Genomic DNA, 16116 nt, shown 5'->3' with positions numbered 1-16116 from the left:
CGGGTTCCTCACCTCCGTCACCGACAGCGTGGCCGGCACCATCTCGGCCAGCTACGGCCCTGACGGACAGGTCGTGGCCTTGGACCTGCCCGGCGGGGTGCGGATGTCCCAGCAGCTCGACCCGGCCGGTGTGCCGGTGCTGCGCTCGTACACCAAGGCATCGGACAACACCCTGATCGCCGCCAGTGCCGTGGTGGAGAACGTGCACGGCCAATGGGGTCCAACACTCCAGTCCGGGATCGACCAAGAGGTTCTCCTACGACCAGATTGGACGGTTGACCCGCACCCAGGACGTGTCCGCGGCCTCCGGGCTGTGCACCGTGCGCACCCATGCCTTCGACGACCAGCGCACCAACCGAACCGAGAAGGCCAGCCGCTCTGGCCGGACAGCCGGAGAGTGCCCGGCGGATGCGGAGCCTGCCTTAGCGGAAACGCACAGCTACGACTCGGCTGACCGGTTGATCGACGAGGGCTGTACCTACGACGCGTACGGCCGGATCACCACCACCCCGGGTGGAGTGACCAACGCCTTCTACGTCAACGACCTGGTGCGGTCCCAGCAGACCGCGGACGCACGGATGACGTGGACGCTGGACCCGGCGTTGCGGCAGCGCTCGTTTGTCAGCGAGAAGCTGGTGAACGACCAGCGGGCCAACGCGGTCACCAAGGTCAACCACTACGGCGACGACTCCGACGAACCCCGGTGGATCGCCGAGGACATCACCCAGAACAACAACATCACCCGCAATGTGTCCTCGCCCGAAGGTGACCTCGCCGTCACCACCGGGTTGGCCGGAAACATCACCCTGCAGTTGACCAACCTGCACGGCGATGTGGTGGCCACTGTTGGTGTGACCGGCGGGCAGATCGACACCGTCACCGTGCTCGACTCGGATGAGTTCGGCCTCCCCTCCACCGACACCCCCGCCGCGGCCACCGCCCGATACGGCTGGCTGGGTGGCAAACAACGGTCAGCAGAGGCACTGGGTGGCGTGCTGCTCATGGGAGCGCGCCTGTACCACCCTGGCACTGGCCGCTTCTGGCAACCCGATCCAGAGCCAGGTGGCGGAGCCACGCTGTATGACTACTGCGCAGGCGACCCGGTCAACTGCAGTGACCTCGACGGCCGCTGGAGATGGTTGAAGAGCCTGGGAAACGTCGTGGCCTCGGTACCAAGCATCTGGTCAAGCTCTGGGTTGAAAGTGCTGACGAGCCGATCACCGCTACGGCTAACCATCCCGTCTGGATCGACGGCAGAGGCTGGACCGATGCCGAGAACATCGGCATCGGCGACCGTGTCCTCCTGCCCGGCGGGAGAACTGCCTCGATCCGGCCGGTCCGTGATCTTGGGCAGATCGCCGGTCAGTTGGTCTACAACCTCACCGTCAGCCGGTTCCACACCTACACTGTGGTCACTGGCGGTACCCCTATCGTCGTCCATAATGCGAATTGTCTGCATGGTCGTAAACCGGGGTCTAAGTTTACACAGGCGGGAAAGAAGGAGGTTATCGCGAAAAATAAGGAGAAGTACGGCGGTCGTGCTAGATGTGAGGAATGTAAAGTCACGCTAGTGACACCAAAGCGTCCAACTAAGGGGTCAAAACATAATTGCCGAGAGATTGCAATTGATGACAAAACGCCAAAGTCTAAAGGCGGCTATGGTTAGCTGGAATGTAATGGTCAGGCACTGTGTGGGCGATGCAATGGGAGAAAGAGTAACAAGTGAGTGAACGGGAAGAAGTTGGCGCATTTACAACGTATCATGTTCTAGAGGGTGCACCCGTTGTGCGAGTTTATCACGATAGAGATGGGGATTGGCAATTTATGGCGGATGTTTCAACCAGGGTTGAAGATGGTCGGCTGGTTGGTATTAATCATTTGCTGGAGCTTGACCCAACGCTTAAAGGCGCTCTGTCAATTCCGGAAGGCTGGTACGCGTATCGAGAGTCGCCAACAGATGAGTGGGCTTTCGCTGAAGATCCTGATTGATGGAAAATATTCAGGTTTGATCCTTGTTTTCCCTGATTTAGCTAAGGTGTCGATTCATTCGACCTTGAAAAACTCATGGATACGGCGATCGGTGAGGGTGCGGGTCCAGTAGGTGCCGTAGGTGCGCCAGACACGCCAGGGCCAGGCTGCGTCGATATGACGTGGGGCAGGTAGTCGGCTGTCGACTGGCGCCCACAGCAGGTCGTCGGGCGTGAGGCCAAGTTGGGTGATGAGGAGTTAGGCGGCGGCCTCGGTACCAAGCATCTGGTCAAGCTCTGGGTTGAAAGTGCTGACGAGCCGATCACCGCTAGGGCTAACCATCCTGTTTGGATCGACGGCAGAGGCTGGACCGATGCCGAGAACATCGGCATCGGCGACCGTGTCCTCCTGCCCGGCGGGAGAACTGCCTCGATCCGGCTGGTCCGTGATCTTGGGCAGATCGCCGGTCAGTTGGTCTACAACCTCACGGTCAGTCAGATCCACACCTACATCGTCGTCACTAACGACACCCCGTTTGTCGTCCACAACGCTAGCAGTTGCCCAATCGACTTGAAGCACGTGTTAGCAGGGCACGGAGCCAACGCTCGAACACCCGGGAAGGCTCGGTTCCGTTCTGCGAATGTGCGAGAAGTGGCTGGCCTGATCCGCACTACGGTTACCAAGGGGAAGGGGCGTCCGAACACTGAGGCGTCCAGGAAGGATTTACGAGTATGATTTCGGCAAGCCTGTGGGAAGGGATGCGAGAGGGCGAAGGGTAACAGCAGTCCGGGCGGTGGTGAAAGATGGTCGAGCTCGCACGGCCTTTTCGGTTCGAGGGAGGAAGCGGTGAAGCGAAAGACTGGCATGTGGATCGATTTTGTGCTTGACATCGAGGGTCCTGATGCGCGGGATGGGCATCGTCGTTGGGTGGGAAAGATGGCGAAGGCTGACCTTTTTGATCTCACCTTCGACCTCTTCTGGGCGCGAATTTATTTCGGGTACGGGGTACAGCAGATCTCCTGGAGGGGTCCTGTTCTTGACTATGCTGACTCCTTGTGTGTGGCGGCTCGCACCTTGCTGAAAGAGAAGAAATATCACTATTCGGCTTCAGAGGGGGTTGTCGAGGTGGATTTTGTTAGGAAGGGAAATTCTGTCCTGATCGACTTTGAGGGCTTTGGGTGCTCGCTAAGGATTCCGTTTGGTGACTTTGTGTCGGACTCATCGCGGATTCTTGTAGAAGTAATCGATGTTCTTGTTGGTAAGTACCCGGAACTGATGAATAATCAGGCTCTGATGAGAGAAAAGAAGAAGGCGCGTGCGCTCCTGGATGCCTACGCGCAATATCGAGAGTAATTATTGTGGAAATGAGCAATCGGTTTGGGTGTTAGCTGTTGCAGGGGCAGAACTTTGTTGATGCCGGTGTGGTGGGGAGGTTTTGGCCGCGCCGAGACGCATAGAGGCTACGTTGATAGCGCCTCGTCTACCGTAACCGACTCGTTCTAGGTGTGGTGGCAGGTCTCATATTCAGGGGCGGGATGTTTCCGATGGCACTACGCAGTCGACGGCGGTTGCGCCAGTCGGTCCAATCCGGTGTAGCGAGTTCCAACTCAATGTTTGTCTTCTGAATCCCTTTCTTTCGAACAACTCCGCTTTTGTGTAGTCCTATAACGGATTCGGTAAAGGAATTGTCATAGGAGTCGCCGGTTGTGCCGACCGTGTTTTCCGCACCTGCCTCCTGCAGTCGCCCGGCATAGCGAATCGATATGTCGCGCTCCTCGGTCGGAGTGGTGGATCAGGCTGTCGACGGGTTCGGTTCCGGGGCGCTGGACGCGCGCTTGACCAACTCCGGGGCGCGTGTCGCGCCCGCATCGGGCATGGTAGTGCGCCGTGCCTTTCCTCAGGCCATCGTCCGCAGGGGCACCGGCCGAGCACCGCCGATGTTGAACACCTCGCCGCGGGCCGCGCCCAAGGCCGCCGCCGAGGCCATTGCCGCGGTGACGCCCCGGACGTGCACGAGTCGGCGGACGGTCGGCTGTGGCGTCCGAGCGGTGGGGTCGCATCCAACTCGAAGCCATCAGAACCGAGCCTGGTCACCCTGCCCAGGAGAGCCCTGACACCACAACGGCCACAGACACCACAGTTGCGGTGTTTCGGGTAGGGGGCGTGCTGTCCCGGCGTGCCAGAAAGGGCGGGAGGTGCCGGCACGGCAGGAACGGTCGTGGTGGTGTCGGCGGCGTGGCGGATCTTCTCGCCGGCGAAGTGCGCGACCAGTTGCATGAGCATCTCGTGGGCGACCAGCAGGCCAGCGTGGGCCAGGCGGAGACCACCACCCGCTCGGCCAGCACCACGGCGTCCCCGCCCTGGTGGTTGGCGTGGGCGACGTTGGTGTCGGCGGAGGCGGCGATGCCGGCGCCGAACGCGTTCCACGCCAGTATTCCACTGGAGAGGCTGAGAAGGCGGCGGACCAGCATGACCAGGGAGGCGGACAGGATCAGCCCGTCGGAGGCCAGGGGGTAGAGCCATTGCCGCCAGTCCTCGCCGTTGCGGCCGGCCACGTCTCGGGCGTGCTCGAAGTTGACCAACGACGCGACCACGGCCGCCACCAGCACCGCGAGCACGGCAACCCGGAGGATCTTTCGAAACGACGGCACACTCACCGCACTCTGTGCCGTGCCGGAGTGATCATGCCGGCACTCGGGCTGCGGCAGGCCGGCACCTGCCGGCGCGGTGACCGGGCCCGGCAAGGTTGCGGCGTCGCCGGTGGTGTCGCCGGCAGGCAGGACACCTGCCGGCAACGTCTCACCCGCGTGTGCCGGTACAGGTGCGGTGCCACGAGGTGCCGGCGTGCCGGCACCCTCACTGAGTTCGGCAGAAACCGGCAGGGCATTGCCGGCTAGGTCCTGAGCGGATCGAGCCGGCACAGCCTGATCGGCCGCGGGCGCGGTGCCAGTGTCGGCCGGCATGGATTGCTCGGCAGGCTGGGATGCGTCCGGTGCTGCCGGCCCCTCGGCAGGCTCGTCGTGGCACGAGTCTGCCGCGGTGGTGGGGCTGTCGTCGGCAGGGCCGGCGGTGATGGCTTCTGGCGCCGGGAGGGCGGGCGTGCCGCTGATTCGAGCACGGCGAGCCCGGGGGACCAGGAGGACGGCAAGCAAGACGATGATCGCGATGCTGCCAGTGAGAACTAAAAACAACACGACAAGGACTCCGGATCTGGCGGACAGGACCGCCACAGGGAGAAAGTCGGAACGGAAACGGTCAGGCGGCAGAGCCGCGGGCGGCATGCCGGCATGAGTGAGGTCGGCCTGCCGCCCGCTGGCGCTGCCGGTAGGTCACTACCGGGGCGCGAGTGGGTGTAGTTCGCCGGTGAGTGCGGCCAGTGCCGCGGTGACTTCGGCGAGGGTGGCCCGGACGTAGAGGCCGGTCGGGCCGCCGGCGCTGGTGCCGGTGTGCCCGGCGTAGGCCTTGGCCACCGCGAACCCGAACTGGCGCTCCACCCAGGTCAACGTGGTGTGCCGCAGCCAGTGCGTGCTGATCTGCTGGGTCCGCACCCACGGCAACGCCCTGCCCAGCCGCGCCCACAGGTGGTCGTAGCGGCGCGTGGTGATCGGGTCCCCCCAGGCGTACCGCAGCAACTGCCCGGCCCGGTCGCCGTCACCGCGCTGCTGGGCGTGCGCGAGCAGGTGCTCCATCAGCGTGGGCGAGACCGGCTGCCACCGGGTCGTCTCGCCCTTCTCCCGCAACCGCACCAGACACTGCTCGGCGTCCAGGTCCTGCGGGCGCAGGGCCAGGGCCCCGCCCCGCCGGCACGCCGTCTCCACGTGCAGCCGCAGGATCAACGCGTCCAGCGCCGGGTCGTTGCCCGTGGTGGAGGCGGTCCGCAGGATCTGCTCGACCCGATCGTCGGGCAGGGCACGGCGGGTGGAGGCCAACCGGCGCGGCTTGTCCACCTTCCGCGAGGGATCCCTGTCGGCGTCGATGAGTTCGTCGGCCACGGCGTGCCGGTACAGGCACCGCAAGGCCGCGATCGTGTGCTCGACCGCGCCGCGGCCGCCGCGGGCGTTGGCGCGCACGACGACCCCGGCTTTGATCTGCCCGCACAAGGCCTGGATCTCGCTGGGTTTGATCTCGTCCAGGCGCCGCTCACCCCACGCGTGGAGGATCTTGTTCCAGTAGGTGCCGTAGACGCGTCGGCTGCCGGGTGAGACGGCCTGCTCGACGATCGGGATGAACTCGGCGAACGTGGGCGCCGTGCGGCGTGGTGTGGCGGGGTGAAGCAGGTCGGTCGGGGTCAGGCCGAGCCCGGCCAGCATCATCCGCGCCGCCTCGAGTTTGCCTTGGTCCTCGCCTCCGGTCGCCTGGCCGTGGGCGGGGTGCTGGGCGGGCTGCCCGGCGGGGTCCCCCGATCCCGGATCGCTGTTCTGGCGGGGGTCAGGACGTGGCGTGCTCACGGCTGGTGTCACCTCCCGTCAGGGAGGCGTAGTAGTTCACCAACATCACATCCACCGCCGCCATCGTGTGGATGACGAGCAGTTGCTGGTCGGGGACCGCGGCCAGCAGGAGCCGGTCCCCGGCTGCCAGGTCGCACCAGTGCCGGATGGGGGCGGGGATCCGCAGGTGTCCGCGCCGGGCCAGGGTGTGAAGGCCGGTGTCGTCGGCGCGGACCACGATCACGCCGTGCGCCGCGCTGATGTCCACGCCCTGGCCGGCGGCCCAGCCCAGGGACTGGATGAGGGTTTGGTCGGTGCACCGGCCGTGGGTGTCGAGGGCGGCGACGGCGTGGCGCAGCGAGTGGCCGCGGGGCAGTGCCGGCAGTTCCGTCAACGGCAGCGCGCGGGCCGTCTTCGGTCGCGGTGTGGGCGTCAGCGACCGATCACGTGAGGGAAGGAGCAACGGTGCGACGATGTCGCCCGAGAAGACGCTCACCCCAGTAAACCTCCGATCTTTTGACCAATCGGAGACACGAACAGCACGGTTTCCCGACGGGAAGCCTCTGGGAGAACGTGGCCAGCGCCACAGGAATGGAGGGAAAATATGGGGGATGTATCCCCCATAGAAGTGTCCGAGGGGGGACTTGAACCCCCACCCCCTTAACGGGGACTAGCACCTCAAGCTAGCGCGTCTGCCATTCCGCCACTCGGACTCTGCGGCGATGTCCTCGCCGCTGATGGGGATACCTTAGCTGATCGTCTTCCCAAGAACCAAATCGGGCCGGCCTGGGTGCGTATGCAGTGGTAGGAAGGCCACGTGAGTGAGTACAGGGACCTGAGCAACGACCGTCACGCCGCAGGACTGCGGGTCGCCGAGGACGAGGTGGTGACCCTTGCGAGCGAGTTGATCCGGATCGACACCACCAACACCGGAGACCCGGCCACCTTGAAGGGGGAGCGGGCCGCGGCCGAGTACGTGGCGGAGAAGCTCGCCGAGGTGGGGTATGAGACCACCTACGTGGAGTCCGGCGCGCCCGGTCGGGGCAATGTGGTGGCTCGGCTGGCCGGTGCTGATCCCAGTCGGGGTGCGCTGCTCGTGCACGGCCACCTGGACGTGGTGCCGGCGGACGCGGCTGAGTGGTCGGTGCACCCCTTTTCCGGGGCGGTGCAGGACGGCTACGTGTGGGGTCGGGGCGCGGTCGACATGAAGGACATGGTGGCCATGAGCCTGGCCGCGGCGCGCCGGCTGAAGCGGGACGGGATCGTGCCACCCCGCGACCTGATCTTCGCGTTCCTGGCCGACGAGGAGGCGGGCGGGTTCCAGGGGGCCAAGTGGCTGGTGGAGAACCGCCCCGAGTTGTTCGAGGGGGCGACCGAGGCGATCAGCGAGGTCGGGGGGTTCTCGGTCACGCTCAAGGACGATGTGCGGGCCTACCTGGTGGAGACCGCGGAGAAGGGCATCGCCTGGCTCAAGCTCCGGGTGCGCGGTACCGCCGGGCACGGATCGATGGTGCACCACGACAACGCGGTGACCAAGCTCGCAGCCGCCGTTACCCGGCTCGGTCAGCATCGTTTTCCGATTGTGCTGACGGATTCGGTCCGGGAGTTCCTCGCCGGCGTGACGGAGATCACCGGGGTCGACTTCCCCGAGGATGACATCGAGGGCACCGTGGGCAAGTTGGGCGGGCTGGCGCGGATGGTGGGGGCGACCCTGCGGGACACCGCCAACCCGACGATGCTCACCGCGGGCTACAAGACCAACGTCATCCCGTCCGTGGCTGAGGCCACAGTGGACTGCCGAGTGCTGCCTGGGCGGCAGGAGGCGTTCGAGCGGGAGCTGGCCGAGATCCTCGGACCGGATGTGGAGCGGGAGTGGGTGAGCCTGCCGCCGGTGGAGACCACCTTCGACGGCGCTCTGGTTGACGCGATGACCGCCTCGATCACGGCGGAGGACCCGGGTGCGAAGGTGCTGCCCTACATGCTGTCCGGCGGTACGGACGCCAAGTCGTTCCAGCAGTTGGGGATTCGCAACTTCGGGTTCGCCCCGCTGAGGTTGCCGGCGGATCTGGACTTCACGGCCCTGTTCCACGGGGTTGACGAGCGGGTGCCGGTGGAGGCGTTGCGGTTCGGTACCCGTGTGCTCGACCGTTTCCTGCGGAGTTCCTGACCTTTCCTGGTAGGAGGAAGTGTGTCCACAGTGGATCTGACCGGCAAGGTTGCCCTGGTGACCGGTGGCGGCTCGGGGATCGGTGAGGCGTCGGTGCGGCGGCTCGCGGATCTGGGGGCCAAGGTCGTCGTGGTGGATCTGGTCGAGGAGGCGGCCCGGCGGGTGGCGGGGGAGGTGGACGGCCTGGCGCTCACCGGCGATGTGGCGCACCCCGCGACGATGCCGGGCGTGGTGGCCCGGGTCGAGGACGAGCTGGGCCGGCTCGACGTGGTGCACCTCAACGCCGGGGTGGGTGGCGGTCAGCTCGGGGTGGACGAGCGGTTGGACGTGGACCGCTACCGGACGCTGGTGGGGGTCAACGTGGACCACGTGGTCTACGGCACCTGTGCGGCGGTTCCCGCGTTGCGCCGGACCGGTGGGGGCACCGTGGTGGTGACCGCGTCACTGGCCGGCCTGGCCGCGATGCCCTCCGATCCGCTGTACACGATGACCAAGCACGCGGTGGTGGGCTACGTGCGGGCGGCGGGCGCTGCTCTGGCCGGTGAGGGCATCCGGATGTGCGCGCTGTGTCCGGGCTTTGTGGACACGCTGCTGCTGGGCGCGGCGCGGGAGGAGTTCACCGAGGCGGAGTTCCCGCTGCTCACCCCCGAGGAGGTGGCGGCGACGCTGGAGCGGGTGTTGGCCGAGGGGGAGCCGGCGCAGGCGTGGATCGTGCAGCCGGGCAGCGACGGCATGCCCTACCGGTTCCGCGGCGTGCCCGGGCCGGCGGGCGGCCAGCTGCCGCCCGATGTCGTCCTCGGCCGCAACGCTTGACAGGCGCCCATCGCCCGAGAAACCTACTCAAGAGTAGGTAGTGGTGGTGGGAGGAGTGGGGCGTGCGCGCGCAACGGCTGCGACTCGACGACGGCACCGAACTCAACCTGGTGGCCTCGGGTGATCCCGGTGCCAGCGTCACGGTGGTGCTCGCCCACGGGTACGCGCTGGACCACCGCAGCTGGCACCGGGTGAGCACCGCGCTGCCGGCCGCGGTGGGCACGCCCGTGCGCGTCCTGGCCTACGACCACCGCGGCCACGGCGAGTCCGGGCCGGCCACGCCGGAGACGGCCACCATCGAACAGTTGGGCGACGACCTGGGGCAGGTCATCGAGCGCGCGGTGCCCTCGGGGCCGGTGGTGGTGGTCGGCCACGCCATGGGCGGCATGGCGGCGATGGCCTTCGCCGAGCGGCGGCCCCGGCTGTTCCGGCAGCGGGTGGCCGGCTCGGTGTTCGTGGCCACGGCCGCGGCGCGGTCGGGTGAGGCCGCACTGGCCTGGCCGAAGTCGGTGGGCAAGCTGGTCAGGGAGTTGGAGCGGGCGTTCGGCCCGCTGGTCCGGGCGGTGCGGGAGCGGATCGAGCCGGCCAAGACGGCGGGACTGCGGTGGTGGCTGTTCGGTGACGAACCCCGCCAGGAGGACGTGGCGCTGATGGCCGAGATGGTGTCGTCGCACTGGCCGGAGACGGTGTCGCTGTTCCGGCCGGCGTTCGACCGCTACGACCGGGAGGCGGCGCTGACCGTGGCGGGCGAGCGACCCGTGGTGGCGGTGGTGGGCGATGAGGACCGGTTGTGCCCTGCCTGGCACGCGAACGCGTTGATCCGCGCGGTGGGTTCGGGAGAGGCCTTGGTGCTGCCCAACGCCGGCCATATGGTGCCTCTGGAACGCCCGGGCGAGCTGGCCGAGTGCATTGCCGCGCTGGCCCGGTCGTGACGGCGAGCAGTGCGGCAGGCAGAGGAGAGGGCGATGGCACAGGACGGGCCGAGGCGGGTGCGGGAACGGTTCCGGGACGGTGAGCGCAGGCCGTCCGCCGGGCTCGCGCCGGGGTACGCGCAGGCGAACCTGGTGAGCCTGCCGCAGGAGTACGCCTACGACTTCCTGCTGTTCGCCCAGCGCAACCCCAAACCATGCCCCGTGCTGGAGGTGCTCGACGCCGGCGCGGTCGCCTCGGAGCTGGCCGAGGGATCTGACGTGCGCACCGATCTGCCCGGCTACGTGGTGTGGGAGAACGGCGAGCGGGTCGCCGAGGTCGGCGAGGTGACCTCGTACTGGCGGGCGGACCTGGTGACGTTCCTGATCGGGTGCAGCTTCACCTTCGAGACGGCGCTGCGCGACCACGGCGTGCCCGTGCGCCACGTGGACCAGGGCTCGAACGTGCCGATGTTCCTGACCAACCAGGCGTGCCGGCCCGCGGGGCGGCTGTCCGGCAACCTGGTGGTGTCAATGCGGCCGATTCCCGCCGGGCTGGTGGCCAAGGCGGTTCGGGTGACCGGGATGTATCCGGCGGTGCACGGTGCCCCGGTCCACGTGGGTGACCCGGCCGCGCTGGGGGTGGCCGACGTGGCCACGCCGGATTTCGGGGACGCCGTGCGCTTCGAACCGGGTGACGTGCCGGTGTTCTGGGCGTGCGGGGTCACCCCGCAGGCGGCCCTGATGGCCTCGAAGCTGCCGTTCGCCATCACCCACGCGCCCGGACACATGTTCGTCACCGACGTCCCGGACCACGCCTACGCCCTCTGAGCGCCGGCTGGCCGGTGGTCTCGCCGGGGCGGGTGGACGTGGCCGGTGTCGGCCATCTCGCCGGCGCGGGCGAGGCCACTGCCGGGAGGTTTGGTGGCCGGTGGGGCTGGTGGCGGGTGGTCGGGACACCGCCGCTCTTGACCACGTTGTTACCTGCTGACACACTCCGCGGGAAAGCGCTTACCACGTTGTTGCCGAGGTGAGCTGCGGTAGTCGATCCACCACCGGGAGGTTCGATGGGAGCGGGCTCCTCACGGCGGGAATTCCTGCGGCGCACCGGGTTGCTCACCGGTGGCGTGCTGGCGGCCGGCGGGCTGGTGAGCACGGGTGACGCGTGGGCCGCTCCGGTGGCCACCGATCCCTGGCAGCAGGCCGATCTCATCGCCGCGCGGGTGCGGCCGCCCCGGTTCGCCCACCGCTACTTCGACGTGACCCACTTCGGTGCGGTGGGCGACGGGACCACCGACTGCACCGCGGCGTTCCGAGCGGCCATCCGCGCGTGCGCGCACAGCGGCGGAGGCCACGTGGTGGTGCCGGCCGGGCGGTTCGCCACCGGCGCCATCCACCTGCTCAGCGGGGTCGACCTGCACATCACCCAGGACGCCACGATCGCGTTCGTCACCGACCCGCGCGCCTACCTCCCGGTGGTGCTGACCCGGTTCGAGGGCACGGAACTGCACAACTACTCGCCGATGATCTACGCCTACGGCCAGCACGAGATCGGCATCACCGGCCGGGGCACGGTGGACGCGCAGTCGGACAACGCGCACTGGTGGCCGTGGTGCGGCAGCGCGAAGTACGGCTGGCAGCCGGGACAGCCGAGGCAGACCGAGGCCCGGGACCGGTTGCGGGCCATGGCCGAGCAGGGGGTGCCGGTCGAACAGCGGGTGTTCGGTGAGGGCGGCTACCTGCGGCCCAACTTCATCCAGCCCTACCGGTGCCGCAACGTGCTGATCGAGGGCATCACCGTGGTCAACTCGCCGATGTGGGAGATCCACCCGGTGCTCTCGGAGAACGTGCTGGTGCGCGGGGTGACGGTGCGCAGCCACGGCCCCAACAACGACGGGTGCGACCCGGAGTCCAGCCGGGACGTGGTCATCCGCGGGTGCACCTTCGACACCGGCGACGACTGCATCGCCATCAAGTCCGGGCGCAACGCCGACGGCCGGCGGGTGAACGTGCCCAGCGAGCGCATCCTCATCGAGAACTGCGAGTTCCGCGCCGGCCACGGCGGGGTCACCGTCGGCAGCGAGATGTCCGGCGGCGTCCGCGACGTGTTCGCCCGCGACCTGCACCTGAGCAGCCCGGACCTGAACACCGCGCTGCGGTTCAAGACCAACTCCGTGCGGGGCGGGTTCATCGAGAACGTCCACGCCAGGGACATCACCGTGGGCACCGTCGCCAGCTCCGCCATCGAGATCGACTTCAACTACGAGGAGGGGCCGGGCCACGGCTTCAACCCGCTGGTGCGCGGCATCGACGTGCGGGACATGACCGTGGACACCGCCCAGCGCGCCCTGTCGCTGCGCGGCTACGCCGACGACCCGGTCCAGGACGTGCGGCTGACCAGGGTGAACTTCAAGCGGGTCGGCCAGCCCGACATCGTGGAGCACGTCACCGGCCTGGTGCTGCGCGAGGTCTTCGAGAACGGCCAGCGGCTGCCGGACACCGCGTCCTGAGCGCCGCGCGAGAATCGGTCCCTGTCCCGCGGCCGTGCCGGTTGGGCACCGCCGCGTCCCCTGTCGTCGAGTGGGAGAACCGGTCGAGTGGGAGAACCGAAGGTGAGTGAGCACAGTCGCAGGCGCGTGTTGCGGGCCGGCCTGGGTGTGGTGGCCGGATCGCTGATCGTGGGCGGAACGGAGGGTGGCGTGGCTGGAGCGTCCCCGACAGGGGAGCCGGCCGGTCTCGACGCGACCGGGGGCGCGGCGGTGACCGGGGGCGAGGGGCTGGCCGCGGCCGGCCGCCACCTGCCGTGGGTGGCGGACCTGGGCGATGGCCGTTACCGCAACCCGGTGCTCAACGCCGACTGGTCGGACCCGGACGCGGTGCGCGTGGGCGACTACTTCTACCTCACCGCCTCCACGTTCAACCGGATCCCCGGGCTGCCGATCCTGCGCTCGGTGGACCTGGTCAACTGGACCGTCATCGGGCACGCGCTGACCGAACTGGAGCCCAGGGACCACTTCAGCGAGCCGCAGCACGGCGGTGGGGTGTGGGCGCCCGCCCTGCGGTACCACGACGGCCGGTTCTGGATCTTCTACCCCGACCCCGACCACGGCATCTTCGTGGTGACCGCCAGGGACCCGAGCGGGCCGTGGAGCCGGCCGCACCCGGTGAAGCTGGGCAAGGGGCTGATCGACCCGTGCCCGCTGTGGGACGACGACGGCCAGGCCTACCTGGTGCACGCCTGGGCCAAGAGCCGCAGCGGCATCAACAACCGGCTGACCCTGCACCGGATGAGCCCGGACGGGACCGGCCTGCTCGACGAGGGCCGGATCGTGGTCAACGGCGACGAGCTGCCCGGTTACACCACGCTGGAAGGGCCCAAGCTGTACAAGCGCGACGGGTGGTACTGGATCTTCGCGCCGGCCGGGGGCGTGACCAACGGCTGGCAGTCGGCGTTCCGGTCCCGGTCCATCTGGGGGCCCTACGAGGACCGCGTGGTGTTGGCGCAGGGCGACACCGAGATCAACGGTCCGCACCAGGGCGCCTGGGTCGCCACGGACCGGGGCGAGGACTGGTTCCTGCACTTCCAGGACCGGGGTGCCTACGGCCGGGTGGTGCACCTGCAGCCGATGCGCTGGCGCGCGGACGGCTGGCCGGTGATGGGTGTGGACGACGGCACCGGTCTGGGCAGCCCGGTCCTGGTGCACGCCAAGCCGAGGGTTGCCCGGCGGGTGCCGGTGACCGCGCCGGCCACCACCGACGAGTTCACCACGCGGCGCCTGGGCGAGCAGTGGAGCTGGCAGGCCAACGCCAACGCCGACTGGTGGTCGCTGCGGCGGTCGCCGGGCCGGCTGACGCTGTTCTGCCGGCCCAGCGCGGCCACCGAGGACCTGCGGCTGCTGCCCAACGTGCTGGGCCAGCGGCTGCCCGCCGAGACCTTCACCGCGACAACGGCACTGACCCTGGCCACGGCCACCACCGGCGCCAGGGCCGGTCTGGTGGTGCTGGGGGAGAGCTACGCGTGGGCGGGGCTGCGCCACGACGGCGACCAGCTCGTCCTGGTGTGCCGGACCGCGGCGGTGGGTGGCAGCGAGACCGACACCGCGACCGCGGTGCCCCTGGGACGGGACAAGGCCTCGGTGCGGCTGCGGGTGACGGTGCGGGCCGGCGCGGTCTGCCAGTTCTCCACCGAGCTGGACGGCCGTGGGTTCACCCCGATCGGCCAGCCGTTCACGGCCAGTGCCGGCAAGTGGATCGGGGCGACCCTGGGGCTGTTCGCCACGGCCCCGCCGACCTCCGCGCCCACCGGGGCGGCGGAGTTCGACTGGTTCCGGGTTGGCCCGCAGGGGTGAGGTGGCTGTGACGGTGAGGTGGCCGCGACGGTGAGGTGGCCGCGGCGGTGAGGCGGCTGGGGCGGGCCGGCGGTGGCTGGCCCGCTCACCGCTGACGCGCTGGTGCGGTCCCGCCCGCGGCACGGGCGAGACGAGGGCGGTCGGCGCGGACGACCGCGGTCAGGTGATCACGCCGGGCATGGCGGCGGCGGTGCGCCGCCGGCGCAGCCAGATCTTGCGGGTGCCGTCCGCGTACAGCAGGACGCGGGACAGCTCCCAGCCGGCGTACTCGGCGTGGATGGCGAGTTGGGTCGCCGCGGCGCGGCGGGACACTCCGGGTGGCAGCCGCAGCGGCTGGTACTCCCAGTCGCCGTCGATCACCCCGTCTGTCATGGTTGCACCACCTGTACTCCTTGGCCGGTCGCGGACGCCACGAACACGCGCCCGCTGGACGGGTCCACCGTCACAGAGTTGGGTTGGGTCACGGTCGGGAAGCGGTACCGCTCGACGGGTTCGCCACCGGCGACGTCGTAGCCGACCACCTCGTTGCGTTCGGTCAGGGTGACCCAGGCCAGGTCACGTCCGGGGTCGTAGGCGATGCCGTAGGGAGTGCCGGGCACGGGGAAGCGCTGCCGCATCAGCAGCGGGTCGAGGGAGAACACCAGCAGTTCGCCGCTGCGGGCGTCGGTGACCAGGACCCGGTCGAACCGGTCGGTCACGGCGTTGACCGCGCCGTCGCCGGCGCGCAGGCCGGGGCCCTGGCTGGTGCTGGTGGGATCGAGGGTGAACACCGCGGTGCGCAGCCGGTCCACCATGGCCGCGTGCCTGTCGTTGGCCACGACCTGGTCGGCGCTGGTCACACCGGAGATGGTGCGGGCCAGCTGATCCCCGTCGAACACGGCGACCGCCTTGGCCTGGCCGAGCGCGACCAGGGTGTGGCCGGCCACGGTGGCGGCCGAGACCGGCCCGCCGTCCACGGCCAGGCTGGTCGCCGCGCCGGTGGTGGGGGTGATGCGGAGCAACTGGTTGGCGCTGGGCACCGGCGCCAGGACGGTGTTCGCCGCGGTGTCCAGGGACAGCTGCGCGGTGGGCGCGGGCAGCGGCACGGATCGGGGTGGAGCGGCCAGGTCGTCCAGGGACCACAGCCACACCGCGGGCGGCTGGTCCACGGCCACGGCCAGGGTGCGGCTGGCCGGGTCGACCACGGTGGAACTCGCCGCTCCGGCCAGCGCCAGCACCGTGCCGGCGGGCGTGCCGGTCTGCTCCGGAGCCTTGGCCGGGGTGGCCGCCTGGAGCGTCTCGGCGACCTGCAGGGGGCCGTCGGGGTTGCCCCGTCCGGTCGAGCACCCGGCGACGAGCAGGGCACCGGCGAGCAGCACGGCCAGGCGACGCAACGTAGAACCTCCTTCACCAGGCGACCGCCACGTGGTCACCCGGTGTTCACCAACGGACCTCTTCCCAGCATCCCCTACCAGCAGCCGCTGGTCACGCAGGGGTCTCAGACT

General features: G+C 68.7%; 15 protein-coding genes, 1 tRNA gene and 1 pseudogene. 11 read left to right on the top strand and 6 right to left on the bottom strand.

Translation table 11 applies throughout. The features are described from left to right. Window positions 1–578: 578 nt before the first annotated feature. The 5 genes and pseudogenes from LX83_RS38780 to LX83_RS23815 all read left to right on the top strand — a co-directional run. Window positions 579–1115, top strand: a pseudogene (locus LX83_RS38780) (RHS repeat-associated core domain-containing protein); the annotation flags it as partial. Between the two features lie 20 nt (window positions 1116–1135). After that, entirely contained in the window at window positions 1136–1666 is a 531-nt protein-coding gene (locus LX83_RS38775; protein WP_407649649.1) for a polymorphic toxin-type HINT domain-containing protein, read from the top strand. A gap of 56 nt (window positions 1667–1722) precedes the next feature. Next, on the top strand, window positions 1723–1989 hold the full coding sequence (locus LX83_RS23825) for a hypothetical protein (protein ID WP_253775094.1): 267 nt from the start codon (window positions 1723–1725) through the stop codon (window positions 1987–1989). Between the two features lie 222 nt (window positions 1990–2211). After that, complete coding sequence (locus tag LX83_RS23820) at window positions 2212–2703, top strand: Hint domain-containing protein (protein WP_253775092.1); 492 nt, start codon at window positions 2212–2214, stop codon at window positions 2701–2703. 111 nt (window positions 2704–2814) lie between these two features. Beyond that, entirely contained in the window at window positions 2815–3321 is a 507-nt protein-coding gene (locus tag LX83_RS23815; protein ID WP_253775090.1) for a hypothetical protein, read from the top strand. 737 nt (window positions 3322–4058) lie between these two features. Here the strand turns inward: LX83_RS23815 and LX83_RS23810 are convergent. The 4 genes from LX83_RS23810 to LX83_RS23795 all read right to left on the bottom strand — a co-directional run bounded on the left by LX83_RS23810 (window position 4059) and on the right by LX83_RS23795 (window position 7108). After that, window positions 4059–5162, bottom strand: a complete 1104-nt coding sequence (locus LX83_RS23810) for a DUF2637 domain-containing protein (RefSeq protein WP_253775088.1) — start codon at window positions 5160–5162, stop codon at window positions 4059–4061. 138 nt (window positions 5163–5300) lie between these two features. Then, entirely contained in the window at window positions 5301–6416 is a 1116-nt protein-coding gene (locus LX83_RS23805) for a tyrosine-type recombinase/integrase (protein ID WP_407649646.1), read from the bottom strand. Beyond that, complete coding sequence (locus tag LX83_RS23800) at window positions 6397–6891, bottom strand: hypothetical protein (RefSeq protein WP_253775086.1); 495 nt, start codon at window positions 6889–6891, stop codon at window positions 6397–6399. The genes LX83_RS23805 and LX83_RS23800 overlap by 20 nt, the downstream gene beginning before the upstream one ends. 133 nt (window positions 6892–7024) lie before the next feature. Continuing rightward, window positions 7025–7108: transfer RNA gene (locus LX83_RS23795), tRNA-Leu, on the bottom strand. Between the two features lie 104 nt (window positions 7109–7212). Between LX83_RS23795 and LX83_RS23790 the strand changes: the two genes are divergently transcribed. The 6 genes from LX83_RS23790 (at window position 7213) to LX83_RS23765 (ending at window position 14632) form a co-directional block, all read left to right on the top strand. Beyond that, window positions 7213–8562: a M20/M25/M40 family metallo-hydrolase gene (locus LX83_RS23790; RefSeq protein ID WP_253775084.1), complete on the top strand. Its 1350-nt coding sequence runs from the start codon at window positions 7213–7215 to the stop codon at window positions 8560–8562. A gap of 21 nt (window positions 8563–8583) precedes the next feature. Beyond that, window positions 8584–9375, top strand: coding sequence for an SDR family oxidoreductase (locus LX83_RS23785; protein WP_253775082.1), 792 nt, complete (start codon window positions 8584–8586; stop codon window positions 9373–9375). Window positions 9376–9437: 62 nt separating this feature from the next. Further along, window positions 9438–10307, top strand: coding sequence for an alpha/beta fold hydrolase (locus LX83_RS23780; RefSeq protein WP_253775080.1), 870 nt, complete (start codon window positions 9438–9440; stop codon window positions 10305–10307). Between the two features lie 33 nt (window positions 10308–10340). Continuing rightward, window positions 10341–11114 (top strand): putative hydro-lyase, encoded by a 774-nt coding sequence (locus tag LX83_RS23775; protein ID WP_253775078.1) that lies wholly within the window; start codon window positions 10341–10343, stop codon window positions 11112–11114. Window positions 11115–11350: 236 nt separating this feature from the next. Next, window positions 11351–12793, top strand: coding sequence for a glycoside hydrolase family 28 protein (locus LX83_RS23770; protein WP_253775076.1), 1443 nt, complete (start codon window positions 11351–11353; stop codon window positions 12791–12793). A 102-nt stretch (window positions 12794–12895) separates the two neighbouring features. Then, complete coding sequence (locus LX83_RS23765) at window positions 12896–14632, top strand: glycoside hydrolase family 43 protein (protein WP_253775074.1); 1737 nt, start codon at window positions 12896–12898, stop codon at window positions 14630–14632. Window positions 14633–14791: 159 nt separating this feature from the next. Here the strand turns inward: LX83_RS23765 and LX83_RS23760 are convergent, their stop codons facing one another. Together LX83_RS23760 and LX83_RS23755 are read right to left on the bottom strand one after the other, a co-directional pair. Next, entirely contained in the window at window positions 14792–15004 is a 213-nt protein-coding gene (locus LX83_RS23760; RefSeq protein ID WP_253775072.1) for a DUF5703 family protein, read from the bottom strand. Beyond that, window positions 15001–16005 (bottom strand): YncE family protein, encoded by a 1005-nt coding sequence (locus tag LX83_RS23755; protein WP_253775070.1) that lies wholly within the window; start codon window positions 16003–16005, stop codon window positions 15001–15003. Before LX83_RS23755 ends, LX83_RS23760 begins: the two co-directional genes overlap by 4 nt. Between the last annotated feature and the right edge of the window lie 111 nt (window positions 16006–16116).

It is taken from the genome of Goodfellowiella coeruleoviolacea, from assembly GCF_024171785.1.
Taxonomy (GTDB): domain Bacteria; phylum Actinomycetota; class Actinomycetes; order Mycobacteriales; family Pseudonocardiaceae; genus Goodfellowiella; species Goodfellowiella coeruleoviolacea.
This window is presented reverse-complemented; position numbering and strand designations above follow the sequence as displayed.